5 protein-coding genes are annotated in these 15161 nt (G+C 69.9%); 2 read left to right on the plus strand and 3 right to left on the minus strand.

Going from position 1 to position 15161, the window contains the following annotated elements; all coding sequences use genetic code 11:
* The first annotated feature begins 196 nt into the window (after positions 1-196).
* Positions 197-1024, plus strand: coding sequence for a DUF6461 domain-containing protein (locus OG580_RS33575; RefSeq protein WP_267047424.1), 828 nt, complete (start codon positions 197-199; stop codon positions 1022-1024).
* Between the two features lie 3 nt (positions 1025-1027).
* On the opposite strand, the gene OG580_RS36285 is transcribed toward OG580_RS33575, so the two are convergent.
* The 3 genes from OG580_RS36285 to OG580_RS33585 form a co-directional block, all read right to left on the minus strand.
* A complete protein-coding gene (locus tag OG580_RS36285) occupies positions 1028-1567 on the minus strand; it encodes an SUKH-3 domain-containing protein (RefSeq protein WP_354006209.1) in 540 nt (179 codons plus the stop codon).
* Between the two features lie 310 nt (positions 1568-1877).
* The gene (locus OG580_RS33580; protein WP_267047425.1) at positions 1878-3539 is read right to left on the minus strand and encodes a peptidase M23; all 1662 of its coding nucleotides are present in this window, start codon (positions 3537-3539) and stop codon (positions 1878-1880) included.
* A 198-nt stretch (positions 3540-3737) separates the two neighbouring features.
* Positions 3738-10130, minus strand: a complete 6393-nt coding sequence (locus OG580_RS33585) for an RHS repeat domain-containing protein (RefSeq protein WP_267047426.1) — start codon at positions 10128-10130, stop codon at positions 3738-3740.
* Positions 10131-10442: 312 nt separating this feature from the next.
* Between OG580_RS33585 and OG580_RS33590 the strand changes: the two genes are divergently transcribed.
* Complete coding sequence (locus tag OG580_RS33590; RefSeq protein WP_267047427.1) at positions 10443-15152, plus strand: hypothetical protein; 4710 nt, start codon at positions 10443-10445, stop codon at positions 15150-15152.
* The last annotated feature ends 9 nt before the right edge of the window (positions 15153-15161 follow it).

Here is a 15161-nt window from a genome sequence, read left to right on the forward strand (position 1 = left end):
TCAAGGGATGTGACGCCGGCATGACGTCCTGAGGGAATTTTAGTGAGTTCAGTGAAAGTAAACTCAAGCTAAACCACGTGAGTTCGAAGAAGAGGCTTGTTGCCGCTTTCCTTTTCCCTTACCGTCCCTTCTCGATCGACCGGTGAGCGGCAGGCGCGAGGCCGGGGTGTCAGAGGCGGCGGGCAGACTGGGACGCATGACTTTGGTGACTGCGGACGACTATGCCTGGATACGTTCCTCTGCCCTGTTCCGCGACGCGATAGAGGGCGGATACGGCCTGACCCTGGTGCGGGACGTCGCTCCCGGCGACGTCCTGCAGGCGATGGGGGCGGAGCCGCAGGGCACGTGCGCGGGGGTGGACGCGCTGATCGAAGCGCATCTGAACCAGCGTGATGCGACGGACTACTGGGACGACTCCTTCATCGCGGGCGCTTTCACCGTGCCGGGCACGGACGGCGACTGGACGCTCGTCCTGCACTTCGACGGCGGCGTGGGGATGCGAGCGCGCTTCCTGGAGGCCCTGTCGGCGGGCGGGCGGGCCGTGACGCACTCCAGTAACGGGGGCGCGCCCATCGACTTGTTCCACTGGTACGAGGCCGGCGAGCACCGGACCACGTTCGAATGGCCCACGGCCAGGGACGGCAGCACCCCGGACGACCTGGTCCCCCTGATGCGAGAGGTCGGCTTCGCCCTGCCCGAGAACGGGGCCGGGGGCGAGAGCGAGGACGGAGACGGCGAGGGGCTGAGCACCGACACCAAGGCGGCGGTCCTCGCCCTCGCGGAGCGGATGACCGGTGTACGGGTCACGGAGGAGCTGCTCAAGGACGCCGAGTACCACCTGGGGCACGTACCGGAGGAGCCCGCCGAGGAGTGGACCAAGATCGTCATCGACATCACCGACGCGCACGGGGAGCGCCTCTACAAGGAAGTCACCCGCGAGGAGGTCGAGGCCGCCACGGCCCGCGCCCGCGAGGAGGCCAATGCGCCGATCGTCATCCTGGGCCCTTCGTCACCCACCTCCTGACGATCACAGCCAGGCTGCCCGCTCGGTACGAGCGGGACCGCCATCGCCATCCACCACGTAGGTCAGTGCCTCTGCGAAGCTGGGGCCCAGCTGCCACAGGAAGCCCGCTCCCACGGCGATGACACGCCCGCTCGCCGCCACGTATGACCTGTACTGGATTGACCACATGCCCAGAGGGCTGTAGTTCTCCCCGTATCGGCGCCTCAGCCTCTGAGCCTCCATAGACGCGTCGATACAGGCGTCAACGGGATCCAGGTGCAGCGACGAGGAAGGGACACGAGCCGGAGAACTTTTGATCGTCAGTCCGCCGAACTCTGCCCAGACCGCTGTCGCCACCTCGTTGAACTCGAACCCGGCCGCCACGAGTCGTTGTGTCCAGGTCTCGGTGTCGATCCGTCGTCCTGCGCTCCACCCGGCAGTCCTGAGCGCTTCCCACACCGAGGGCCCGCAGCCCGTCAACAATCCACCGATGCGCTCTATGCGCCCACCCCGTCTCCTCGGCAAACCTGCTTTCACGCAAGTCTTGCAAGTGCGGACCCGCACAGTACAGGGCGGCGTGGCACGTGCCGGCAGGGAGATCCTCGACCGGGAGATCGAGAGCCGGGGGCTGGACTGGATCGACAGGCAGCGCGTCGCGACGGAGGTATCGCGGCACCTCGACGAGCCGCTCAGGAACGAGTACTTCCAGGCTTTGATCGACGGGTGCGGTCAGGTGCAACTGTCCGCAGCAGGAAGGCGGCCGGCCGGTCACCAGGCCCACCCCGGAGAAGGCGGACCAGGCGGCCGGCCGACTGTGACGCGGAAGCGCCGACGGCCGGCCGCCCGGCTCCCCTCGTGATCGCCAGGACACCCCCTAGTTGATCGCGGGTCCGGAACCGTTCAGCCAGGCCCACGACGACCAGGTGGTGAACCCGGTCTGCCAGCGGTGGTAGACGCCGGCGTGGCTCGTACCGAAGACCTCGATGCGGCCGTCGGCGTTGTTGCTCGCGCCGATCGCGGTGCCGCCGCCGCCGAAGGTCTCCCACGGTGCGTACGAGGCGTTCGGGCCGGTCTGCCAGGTGTGGCTCGCGGTGTCGCCGTTGATCGCGAACACCTCCACCCGGCCGTCGACCGAACGCGAGGTGGCCAGCTCGGCGTTGGGGATCCCGCCGGTACCCGTCCAGTCCGACCACGAGGTCGGGCTGGTCTGCCAGCGGTGGAAGACGCCGTTGGCGTTGGAGGCGAACACCTCAAGCCTGCCGTCCTGGTTGTAGCTGGTCGTGACGGCGTGTCCGCCGCCGCCGAAGTTCTCCCAGGCGGACCAACCGCCGTTGACGCCGGTCTGGTAGAGATGCCCGAACGTCGAGTCGGAGAGCGCGAACACTTCGAGTCGCCCGTCGGCCGCGGTCTCCATGGCGAGCCGCGAGTTGGCCGGGCCGCCGCCCACGCCCTCCCAGTTCGCCCAACTGCCGCTGGGTGCGGTCTGCCAGCGGTGGAAGACGCCGTTGGCGTTGGAGGCGAACACCTCGATACGGCCGTCGGCGTTGTTGCCCGCCGCCAGCCGGTACCCACCGGTGCCGAAGTTGCTCCAGCCGGACCACCCGGCGTTCGGCGTGGTCTGCCACATGTGGTCGAACGTACTGTCCGACAGCGCGAAGAGCTCCAGGCGGCCGTCGGCGTTGGCCGCCACCGCGAGCTGCGCGTTGCGTGGGCCGCCCTCGAACCGCCACGGCGACCAGTCGCCGTTCACCGCGGTCTGCCACGCGTGGTACACGCCGTCGGCGCCGGCGGCGAAGGCCTCGAGCCGACCGTCCGAGGACTGGCCGGACACCACCCGGCCCGAGGCGTACGGGTGCTTGGGGCCGCCGCTCACCCCGGACCACAGCGCGTTGGCCATGAGCGTCGCGTCGTCCGCCTCGATCGCGTACAGACCGCGCAGGTCCTCCCTCGGCCGCTGGACGTGCCAACACACCTCACCGATCGCCTCGTTGTTCCACGAGCCGCCCGGATACTGCTGCTCCATCGCGTCGAGGAAGGCGTTGGTGGCGTAGGCCGGGTCCAGACGTTGCTCCCGGGTGCCCCACCAGTCCTGCTGCTGGAACAGCCCGATGCTGGTGTAGTCGACGGCCTGGGAGTAGTTGTTCATGCTGCTCTCCACGATGATCGTGGCGATGGCGATCGCGGCGGCCCTCGGGTTGAGCCCCCGGTTCTTCACCGCCTGCGTGACCATCCGGGCGCAGGACATCTTGTACGCGTTCAGGTACCCCGCCATCTTCGCGTTCAGCTGCGGGTTGAGCTGGTCGGCCATGACGGCGTCGGTGGGCGAGGGACCGGCCGGATCACAGGGCTCGGTCGAGATGGCGAACCCCTGGGGGCCACCGAAGTACCGGGAGACCCCGGACCGGTCATCGCGCGGACTCGGAAGGGGCCCGGGTCCGGCGAGGGCGACCGAGCCGGTCGTCCCGACGAGCAACGCCCAGACGACGGCCACGAGCGCCAGTCTGGTGAACACGCGGCATAAGCCGTTCCTCGCCATGCTGTGCCTTCCCGTCGTGAATCGTGCCTCGTGAAGTGAGGATTCGTCGGCAAGGTAGTGGGAGGAGTGTCGAACAGGGCATCCGGAACGCTCCGGAGTGACACGCACGCCTTCGACAGGCCCGGTCCGAAAAGGGGCGGGCCCCGACCAGTGGTCGGGGCCCGCCGGAGTGTGGTGGGTGCTCGGGGACGCCTGTCGCTACCTGACGCCGGGGCCGGCGATGCGCCTCGTCGGCGGCTTCGGGTAGTTGATGACGCCGTCCCACGCGGAGATCTCGAAGACCGCCCACCTGGTCTTGGTCGGTACCGCGTTGCTCCCCATGGCGATCGTCTCGAAGACCAGCATCCGGCCCGACGGGGAGAGGCCGTAGCTCTCCCCCGCCTTCGGGGCCAGCTTGATGCCGTTCGAGATCTCCTTGTTCGTGGTGGTGGTTTTCTCCTTGCCGTTGGTCACGGAGATCTCGCCGCTCACGTTCACGCCGAGGGACACCGACGCCAGGCGGGCGAAGCTGCCTTCGCCGCCGAGATCGACGCCGCCGCCGCCCGTGATCGACTTCTCGTACGACTCCATCAACTCGGTTTCGGCTCCTTCCGTGATGCCGATCTCGCGCTCCTGATCGCCGTTGGCCTTACCCACGTAGCTGTACGAGACCGAGAGGTCCGTGTAGTCGTCATGGCTGACCAGCCGGTGGTAGACGTTCGTCGTGCCCGGTATGGAGGGCGCCTTGGACAGGTACTGGGCCCAGTCGATGTCCGCCGGTTCACACGTGGTGCAGTAGTCCCAGGTCTTGCTGAGAATCTCCTCGGTCGTCTTGACGACCTTCTCCTGGAAGTTCTGCTTGTTGCCGTCCGCGACACCGGTGAAGTCGTCATACGCCATCAGACCGGACGGGTCACTGCGCGTCACCGGATTACTGCCCGCGTAGTTGTATCCGCCGAGCTGCTGGGGATCGGACGGGGCGAAGACCGGGTCCAGGCTGATGAAGCGGCCGAGTGCCGGGTCGTACTTGCGGGCGCCGACGTCGGTGTAGCCGGCGGCCGCGTTCTCGACCGGGGCGCCGAGGAACCCGCGCGAGGGGTCCGGCCAGCCGGTGGCCGTGCCGCGGCTCTCGCCGTAGGGCTTGTACAGCGAGCGCGTCACCTTCTGGGTGGTGCTGTCCAGGGCGAGGTTCACCGTGCCCTGCTGGTCGGACAGCACGTAGTGGACGCCGCCGCCCGGCAGGGTGGACGCCGTGGCGACCGTCTTGCCGTTGAGGCGGTAGTCCCGGACCGCGCCCGCGATCACCTTGGGAGTGACGGAGGTGTTCACGACGATCTGTGTGTCCCCGGCGAAGAGCGTGGTCCTGCCCGGATCGCGGCGGATCAGCTGGCTGCCGTCGGCGTCGTACACGAACCGTGTGTCGGTGGTGCCGTGAGCGATCAGGTCGAGCCGGCTCTCGGAGTTCCACGTGAGGGTCTGCGCGGTGCCCGAGGAGGGAGTGCGCTTGCTCATCGTGCCGACGGCGTCGTACGTGAAGGCCGTGGACGTGCTGCCCGCCGGGCCCGTCGTGGCGACCGAGGTGAGGGTGTGCGGCTGGCGGCCGTTCGGGCACTGCTGTGCGGTGCCGGTGCAGCCGTTGGTGTACGTGGTGGTGGTGTCACCTCCCTGTCCGCCGGTGGCGTGCTCGACCGACGAGGTGCGGTTGCCCAGCGTGTCGTAGCGGAAGGACTGCCAGTACGCCGCCGCCCCGCCGGACACCTCGGCCGCGACGGGCGCGGATCCGGCGGTCTGGCAGGTGTTCGCCGCGGTCCAGGCCTCGGCGAGCCGGTTGAGGACGTCGTACCGGTAGCACTGGGTCTCGGTGAGGGTTGTGCCGCTCTCCGACCGCTGGTCGGCGACCGAGGTCGGGTTGCCGACGGCGTCGTACGTGTACGTGAGGTCGTCGACGAGCCGGGGGGTCTGGCTGCGGGAGGCGGTCGCCTGCAGCAGTCGCCGGGTCTGGCCGTCGTAGCGGTACGTCGACCAGGCCGGGTTGTCGGAGGAGCCGTAGGTGTACTGGGCCGGCAGGCCGTCGTCGGTGAAGGTCGCCGAGGCGACGACGCCCGGTCCCGCGAGGCTCTCGACCTTGTCGAGATCGGTGTGGCCGTACACGACGTCCTCGGCGAGCAGGCCGCCGACTCCGGGTGACCGCTGGGTCAGCAGCCGCTCGGTGGCGGGGGAGTACGAGTAGCTCGTGGTGTAGCTCGCCGGAAGCGGAGCCTCGCTCGTGGGGAGCGAGATCTTCGTTCCGGTGGGCTTGCCCAGCGCCGTGAAGCCGGTCGTCTGGACCACGTACGATCCGCTGACCCCCGGCACGCTCCGCGCGGAGTAGGTCAGCTTGCCCGGCCGGACGCTGTCCCACTTCCAGGTGGCGAACTTGAAGTTGTTGTTGCTCTTGTCGACGGCGGTCAGCTTCCGGCCGGCGAGGTCGTAGGTGTAGGCCAGTTCGACGTTCCGGCTGTCCTTGGCGACGACGAGGTTGCCCGCGTCGTCGTAGGTGGACGTGGTGGTGCCCGCGTCGGGGTCGCTCTGTGTCGTCCTGCGGCCCAGCAGGTCGTAGGCGGAGGACCAGACGCTGCCGTCGGGTCCGGTCACCGTGGCCTGGGCACCCGTCGCGGTGTAGCCGAACATGGTCCTGGCCAGGGTGCCGCCGTCGGCCCGGTAGCCGCTGGTGGGGCCGCCGGTGACGGTGGGCGGGGTCGTGTACTGGCCGAGTTCGGTCCGGCGCCCGCGGGCGTCGGTGACGGTCCGGGTCGTCACGCCGCCGGCGCGCGGCACCGTGACGGTGGTGTCCCCGGTGTGGGCGATCATCGCGCTCATGCCGGGCGGGGTCGTGCCGTGGTCCTCCTCGTGGGTGGCGGTGGCTCGGCCGACGCCGTCGTGGTCCGTGACCGTGCTGCTGGGCACGCTCGCCTGGGCCACCTTGACCACGGCCGGCTCGGGGAATCCGGCGGTGCTGTAGCGGTTGTTGGTCCGCACGGTCCAGCCGTGCGAGTCGTACTGGCTGTCGGAGACGATCTTGGATCCGTTGTCACCCGGGGTCTGTACCTGGCGGACGCGCAGCATCGCGTCGTACAGCGCGACCGAGGGGACGTAGGAGCCGTCCTCCAGGAGGTTCCGGGAGATGACCGCGGTCGGGTCGGTCTGGCTGAGCCGGTAGTCGTAGGTCATCGTCGCGGGCTGGCCGGCCGCCTTGGACTGGGTGGGCAGCCATACGGCGGAGAGACGGCCGAGACCGTCGTACCTCAGCGTGGTGCGGGTGTTGGCGATGTCGGTCTTCTCCGTCGCCAGACCCCGGGTGGGCGAGAGGGTGTCGGTCGACACGTGGTAGGTCGGTGCGGTGCCGCCCGTGACCTGCACCTTGGTCTGGACGCTGGTCGCCGGCCCGGTTGCCGGGGTGTACGTCTTGCTGACCGTGCGGGCCAGGCTGCTGCCGTCCGGGGCCTTCGAGTCAGGAGTGCGGATCTCGGTGCTGAACCGGCCGTACCCGTCGTACGTGTGGCGGCTGACCGTCACGAAGGTCGTGGCCTGCGGCCCGGAGGCGGCGGAGCCGGTCTCCCGCGAGGTCACGTCCCCCTTCGTGGGTTCGACGCCACCGGCCAGACCCTCGCGGGTGAACGCGTGGCCGTCGTAGGACGTGCGGGCGTGCGACACGAGCGTGCCGCCGAGGGCGTCGTCCGGGCCGTTGCAGTCCTGCGCGGTGGCGATGGTCTCGGCCTTCAGGGCCATGGCCTTCGCCGGGTTCACCGCGTAGCGGTGCCAGGTGCAGACGGGGACGTTGCCGGCGGCCGAAGGCTCGCCGCGGTCCAGCTCCCGCACCAGGACACCGGTCGTGGGCTGACCCAGTGTCGTGTTGTAGAACGAGGCGGTCTCGGTGTCGCGCCAGCCGTACGAGACGGCCTCGCGCTCGTGTACCCGGGCGGTGCGCACCATGGTCGCGACCAGCGGGCGCAGCCCCGTGCGGGAGCGGCTCGCGGTGGGGCCGATCAGCGTCGGGAGGCTGACGCGGCTGGAGCTCACCGTGTCACTGTCGCCGTCGTAGGTGATCTCCTCGAAGGGCATGCCCGAGAGCTCGTTGCGGTCCTCGTGACCGAACCGGGTGTCCTCGGAGGTCAGGGTGACCGTGGAGCCGCCCGTGCCGTCCTTCGTGTTCCGCGACATGCCGCGGAAGTACACGGTCTTCGCCTTGGTCAGCCGGTCGTTGACCTGCGTGCCGTTCCTGGTGTGGGAGACGGCTGTGTCGCCGGTGCGGGTCTCCACTGCCGCGTAGCCCCGGAACTGGCTGTAGGTGCGGGTGTCGGCGGGGGTGAAGTCGCTGTCGTCGTGGTGCCAGGCGGCGCCGCCCAGGTAACGGTAGGAGGTCAGCAGGCTCGGGTAGGTGCCGTCCTGGTTGTCGGTGTGGAGGTCGTCCGTGCGGACGCTCGCCACCGTGTACTTGTGGAACCAGTCCTTCTGCTTCGACGAGTAGCCCGGCGGCTGCCAGATGACCGGGAAGCAGGCCTTGGTGTTGGTCGCCGGGTCCGCCGGAACGTTGGCCGGGGTGCACTCGCGCGGGTTGTACGTGACGGTGATCTGCGCGCCGGACTCGGTGAGGATGCTCTGGATCCGGTCGTGGAACATCGCGGGCTGGTTGGTCACCGTACCCACGCGGTTGGCCAGCTGGGCGGGCTTGCCGAAGTCCGTCGGCGGCAGCTTCACCGGCACCGGGTACTCCGCGCTCGTGTCCATGCCGGTGCGCTGGATGCTCTGCAGCCACAGCGTCGGGGCGTGGTCGCCGCCGTCCGGGAAGGTGTGCGTGAAGGCGTACGTGTCGACGGGCCTGGGGGTGCCGTTCACCTGTACCTGGGTGGTCAGGGAGACGAGGCGCTTGCGGGACCAGAACGAGGGGCCGGTGTACGGGCAGACGGCACCGGCGGCGCAGTCGAGGTCGATCGGGACGTCCGGCCACCAGGAGGCGCGGGTCGACGAGAACTCCGACATCTCGCAGGTGGCACCGGCCGGTGAACCGGGGATGCAGCGCTCGGCGACCTCGAAGACGATCTGCTGGGGAGCGGTGCCCGCGTACACCGTGGCGGAGGTCATGCCGTAGTCGATGCGCCGCAGGTACCCGCCACGTACGTAGGCGGTGCCGGTCGTCGCGCCCGCCGCGGTGTAGTGGTTGATCTCGGGCTGGTAGTAGTACGCCGTGGCGTTGCCGTGCTGGTCGACCACGTAGTCCAGGTTCCAGCGCCAGCCGAGGAGGCACGAGGTGGCGGCGAACGTGGCGCCCTGGCAGGCGGCCTCCGGGGTGCGGTGCACCGGCAGCGTCCAGGCCGACTGCGTCTCCTCCTTGCCCGCGGTGTACCCGGGGAGCCGGCTGAGACCGAAGTAGTACTCGATGCCGTCCTCGGTGACACGGAAGTACTCGCCGTTGCGGGTGCCGTTGCCGGAACCGCCGGAGTGGAAGAGCCGCTCGATCTTCGTCGTCGCCTGGTCGGCGGCGGCGCGGAACGTCGTGCCGTCGTGGACGATCTCGGTGGACTTGCCGTTCAGGGCCAGAGTGAGCACCTGGCCGCCCCAGCAGAGGTCACCGGAGCCGGCGGGGGCGCCCGAGGAGGGGTCGTCCGCGCAGGGGCGGTAGCTGCGCTCGATGTACGACTCCGAGGACGTCCAGCCGTCGCCCAGCCACGAGGACTGGTTGTTGGTGCCCGCGGTCCGTCCGTCCTGCAGGGAGGAGTCGTACGTCAGGGACACGCTCGGGGTGGGGCCCCCGGTGGCGACCGGCACGTTGATCGGGTACGCGTACGTGAAGCCGCCGGTGTTGGAGCCCGCGGTCCAGGTGCCGGCCGGTGAGAGCGACGTGGCCCCGTAACTGCCCGCGGCGCCCTCGACCGTGGAGGTCGCGGCGAGCACGGTCGTTCCGGTTCCGGAGGCGGCGGATCCCGCCTTTCGCGCGGGGGACAGCCGCACCTCGGCGGTGAGCGCCGTCCCCGCGGTGGTGGCCACGGGCCTGGCCACCCGGCACCGGGGCACCTCCGGCGTGGTCATCGCGCAGGCCGGCAGCTCCACGAGACGCAGGCGGGAGGCGTAGTCACCGCCGAACGCCGAACGGAAGGACGTGGGATCCACACTGACCGCGGTGGTCCCGCCCGGTGAACTTCCCTCCGCCTGGAGGGAGAAGAGCAGGCCGCGGACGCCGGCGGCCTCGGCCGCGTCCGGCCGCGCGGTCGTCACCCGGACCCGTGTGGGTGCGGCCGAGGCGGAGCCGCCCGCCGTGTGCCCCAGCAGGACCGGGAGCCGGCCCGCGCGGACCATGGAGGTCTTCGTGCGCGTGCCCGCCGCCGACGACTTCCGCGAATCGGCGGGCAGTTCGACGGTCTCCGTGCCGGCCACCGGCAGCGCCGCGGCCATGGCCGGATCGAACTTGCGGTAGGAGGCAGGCTCCTTGGCCCGCCCTGGGGCGGACGTGCCGGCGACGAGCTGTTCGGTGCGGGGCACCTCGGGCGCCCGCTGCTGATCGCCCCCCGGCCACTGGGCGGCGGTGACCCCCGATATCGCCAGGGCGCCGGCCAGCAGCGCGGTTCCCGCGGCCAACACCCCCTTCTTTCTTCGGTGCAGACGACGGAACGCGTCTTCCCCCACGACGACCTTCTTCCATGAAGCTGTTCGAGGCACTTACGTGCGGCCGACATCCTGTCAGTCGTGATCAATGACGTACATCACGATTTGATCACTGCCTTCATCGTTTGCTCGGACAAGCTGCCCTATATCGACACAGCTCCAAGTCCGGGACACGACACGGCGGTTGGAACCAGGCATGGTTTTCGGCCGCTGGGCCGCAGAATGCATCCCACCGGGCGCGCAACGAAGTCGGCGCGCCCCAACAGGGGATGGGACATCGGCCACATGGCCTTCTTCAGACATGCCCGCGACCGTCGGTCGTGGGGGACCAGCCTGCTGCGACCGGTCTCGGGCGCCACCGCCCTCGCCGTCGCGGCAGGGGTGTTCGCAGGAACCGTCGTACCCGCCGAGGCCGCGGCCGTGGGGCCCAGGCCCGACGCGGCGCAGGCCGCGCCGAGCGGCGTGGGCCGGGCGGACCGGATCGACCGGGCCGAGTACGCCGCGCGCACGGCCGCGACCGCGCGGGCACGGGGGGCCGAAAAGCCCGTGACGGTCGACGCGTTGACGACCGAGAACACCCGGACCGTCGCCAACCCGGACGGCTCGTTCACGCTGACCCAGAACGCGGTGCCGGTCCGTGCCCGCAAGAACAAGACCTGGGTCCCCATCGACACCACACTGGCCCGACGGTCCGACGGGCGCCTCGCGCCCGCGGCGGTCGTGACCGACGTGTCCTTCTCCGGCGGCGGCAGCGGCCCGCTGGCGACCATGACCAGGGACGGCAAGAGCGTCTCCCTCGACTGGCCCACCGCGCTGCCCACGCCGGTCGTCGACGGCAACACCGCGACCTACCCGTCCGTACTCCCGGACGTCGATCTCGCCGTCACCGCCAGCGCCGTAGGCTTCGGCCACGTCCTGGTCGTCAAGACCGCGGAGGCCGCGGCCGACCCAGCCCTCGCGGACCTGCGGCTCGCCACGGACACCGAGGGCGTGACCCTCAGCGAGAACGGCAGCGGCGACGTCATCGCCAAGGACCAGGCGGGACGCACGGTCTTCCGCGCCGACCCGCCCCTCGTCTGGGACTCAGCGGGCGAGACGCCCCTCGGCCCGGTCACCTCCGCGCCGACCCGTACGACCGGGTCGGCCGTCGCCGGCAGCCTCCTGGCCCCGTCCGGCGAGGCCATCACGTCCGACGAGGCCCGCGCGTCCGGCCGCTCCAGCGTCCACGGCCCCGGCCGGAACGCGCACCACAGCCGCATCGCCATGACCGTGCGCGACGACCGCATCTCCCTCGCCCCGGACAAGGCGCTGCTCACCAGTCCGGACACCGTGTACCCGCTGTACATCGACCCGAACTGGACGGGCAGTCCGTCGCTGGTCTCCTGGGCCTCCATCAACAGCATGGGCTGGAAGGCCACGACCGGCAGCGAGGCCCGCGTCGGCTACCTCGGCAACTGGTCGGGCTGCGGCGACTACTGCGGCTCGACGGCGCGCTCGTACTTCATGATGAACGCCGACGGCATCCGTGGCGCCAACGTGACGTCCGCCACCTTCCGCCCGTGGTTCTTCAAGGCCGCGAACTCCGCCCCCGAGCCCACCGAGATCTATCTCGACGAGGCCGTCCCCGCCGATCTCCACTGGGGCAACAAGCCGTCCGGGGGCAACTCGACCTACGTCACCACGGTCCCCTCCTGCATCGGCAACGACAGCTGCGGTGACGGGCAGGTGCACTTCGACGTCACGTCCGCGGCGAGGACGGCCGCGGCCGGTGGCCGCCGCACCTTCGAGGTGAAGGCCCAGAGCGAGAGCAACAACCTCCAGTGGAAGAAGATCGACCCGACCCAGACCGACTGGACGGTGACCTACTACCTCGCGCCCTACATGGACACCACGTACGTGACGACCCCGCAGGTCACGGCCTTCGGCGGCACGTACGTCAACTCCCGTGACGTGACGATGAAGGCCACCGGCGGGAACGTCTCGGGCGAGCGCGTCGCGAGTGCGTACGAGATCTGGAACTGGTCCAACGGACAGAACACGTCGGCCGTCGCCAACGCGCTGTACAGCGCCTACACCGCGACCGGTGGCTCGTACACGTTCCGCGGCCTCGCCGACGGCACGTACGCCTGGCGCGGCGTGATCCGCAGCGAGCAGGGAGGCATGTGGTCCGGCTGGTCGCCCTGGCAGGTCTTCACCGTCGACGCCACCGCGCCGCCGAAGCCGACGATCACCTCCCTGGAGTTCCCCGGCTGGAACTACGGAGCCGCCTACAGCGATCAGGGCACCTTCAACCTCACCACGTACGACGTCGACAACGTCGCCGGATACGTCTTCGTCCTCGACGGTGACCTCGGCGCCACCACGTGGAGCCAGCAGTCGCAGCCGCCCACGTGGGTGGCCGGACAGCCCATCGTCCGTGGCAAGCAGTACTGGGTCGCGGCCGCCAACACCCTCGCGGCCGTCCGGTTCGCCCCCGGCCTCGTCGGACCGCACCACCTGAACGCCAAGGCGGTCGACAAGGCGGGCCTCACCTCCGCCCAACAAGGCGACCACTTGTTCTACGCCGGCCTGACACGCGCGGAGTACGTCTACGGCAGCCAACTCGCCAACGGCTACGCGAAGGACGGCATCGCCGCCGGGCCCAGTACCTGGACCACGGCCAACGGGGCCTCCGTCACGGTCCAGAACGGCTGCTGCGGCATCGCGTGGGGCAACGGGACACAGGCGATGCTCTCGGGACCGGTCGCCGTGGGCGACAAGGCCGTCTTCCGTTTCGTCCTGCCGCAGACCGGCTACTGGAACTTCGGCGCCAATCTGACCACTTCGTACGACTACGGCCGCTACAGCCTCACCCTCGACCAGGGCACCGGCACGGAGGCGCTCCTCGCCGGTGACGTCGACGGCTACAGCTCACGTGTCCTCACCACGTACCGGGACCTCGGCACGGCGAAGCGCGCGAACGACCAGCCGATCGAGCTGGCCGCGGGTGTGCACACGCTCACCCTGAAGATCATCGGGAAGAACGCGTCCTCGGGCGGGCACCAGGCCGGCCTCGACACGCTGCGCTTCTCCCTGATGAGCCCCACCTGCACGCTCACGGACCTGAGCAAGTGCCGCAACAACATCGCCGTCAGCCCGGACAACAACCACGACGCGGCCGACGCGGACGGAGGCGGAGTGAGCTTCTCCGCCGGCGAACTCGCAGCCGCGGGCTGGACGCCCGGAGCGGCGATCACCGTCAACGGCGCACCGATGTCGCTCCCCGGATACGGAGTCGGCAAGGCGGACAACATCCTGGCGAGCGGGCAGACGGTCACCGTCGACACCACTGGACCGGCGAACAGCGGCAACGCGATCGTGTTCCTCGGATTCTCCACCGCGGGCGCGGTCGAGGGGGCCACCGGGTCCATCACGTACCCGCTCGACCCGGACGGCACCAGCAGCTGCGGAGCCTCGACCACCCACACGTACACGATCGACAGCATGCCCGACTGGACCCAGGGCGATCCCGCGGCCAAGACGGCCGGCTTCGCAACGCGGAACCTGCGGGGCGGCGCCACCGACGCGTACAAGCCGCAGCTCTTCGCGGTCTCGGTCGCGCTGCCGTGCCCGGGCAAGCCGATCAGCGCCATCCGGCTTCCCGTCGTTACCGACAAGCTGACCTCGGGTACCAGGGCCCTGCACATCATGGGCGTCGGCATCCGGACCGCCTCGTACGTCCCGGGCACGGGTGACGGCCAGAACTGGAACGGCACCTGGGCCGCCCGACAGGACGGCAACGCTGGCACCTGGACCGACCAGACCATCCGGGTGCCCGCCCGGATCACCGTCGGCAACAGCGAGGGCGGCAAGGTCCGCATCCGGCTGTCGAACGCGTACGGCACCACTCCGGTGACCTTCCCGCACGTGTCCGTCGCCCCGCAGGCGGCCGCCGGCAGTCCGGCGGCCGGCGCACTCCCGCTGCCGGTGACGTTCGGCGGCTCGGCCTCCCTGACCATCCCGGTCGGCGGCGAGGCCACGAGCGACCCGGTGGAGCTGACCGCAGTACAGCAGAGCACCCTGCTGGTGAGCCTCCAGCTTCAGGGTGCCGTGCCGAACATCCCGGTCCACAACAACGCGCAGGCGAAGATCTGGGCCTCCGCCGCGGGAACCGGCGACCACACGGCCGACACGGCGGCCGACGCCTTCCCCGTGACCATGCCGTTCATCCCGTACCTGACGGCCGTCGACGTCACACCCACCGAAGGCAACACCGGCGCCTTCGCGCTCTACGGCGACCAGACGATCAACAGCGACACCGTGGTCGGCGACAACGCGCACCACCTGTCAGCCCTCATCTTCGACAACGTGGCCGCGCAGTACGCGGCCGACCCCATCGAGAACCCCACGCCGTACGGGGTGCTCAACCTCGGCCGGAACAGCTGGAACCTGTACAACAACTACCTTCCGGCCCTCTCGGGAAGCGCCAACAGGCTCAGCCCGCCGAGCGCCGGCAACCCGATCGACCGCGCCGTCCTGACCAACTCCAACGTGCGCGCGGTGCTCATCTCGACCGGTGCCTCGGACATCCTGAACAACGCCACGACCACGGACGTCCAACAGCGGCTCGTCGCCCTGGCCCAGCAGATCCGGCAGCGGTACATCGATGACAACGGCGTCTCACGCAAGATCGACGTCCAGGTCGCGACCATCCCGAACAGCCTGGCGATGACGACGGCCCAGGACACCGTCCGCCGCACGGTGAACAACTACATCCTCTGCGGCAAGTCCGACCCGACCGCCGGCGCCTGCACCACCGACGGCCCCGCGCTCGGCGGCAACGCCGACGGAACGGTCGACTTCGCGGCAGCGGTCTCCACCGACGGCTCCGCGACCGGCCCGCTGGACGAGAGCAAGTACATCTTCGTGGACTCGACCACCGGCAAGAAGTATCACGCCACGTCGTATTTCCAGGCCCTGGCCAACCGCTTCACCCTGGAGGTACGCGGCATCTGACCGAGTCGA

It is taken from the genome of Streptomyces sp. NBC_00094 (assembly GCF_026343125.1).
Lineage (GTDB): Bacteria > Actinomycetota > Actinomycetes > Streptomycetales > Streptomycetaceae > Streptomyces.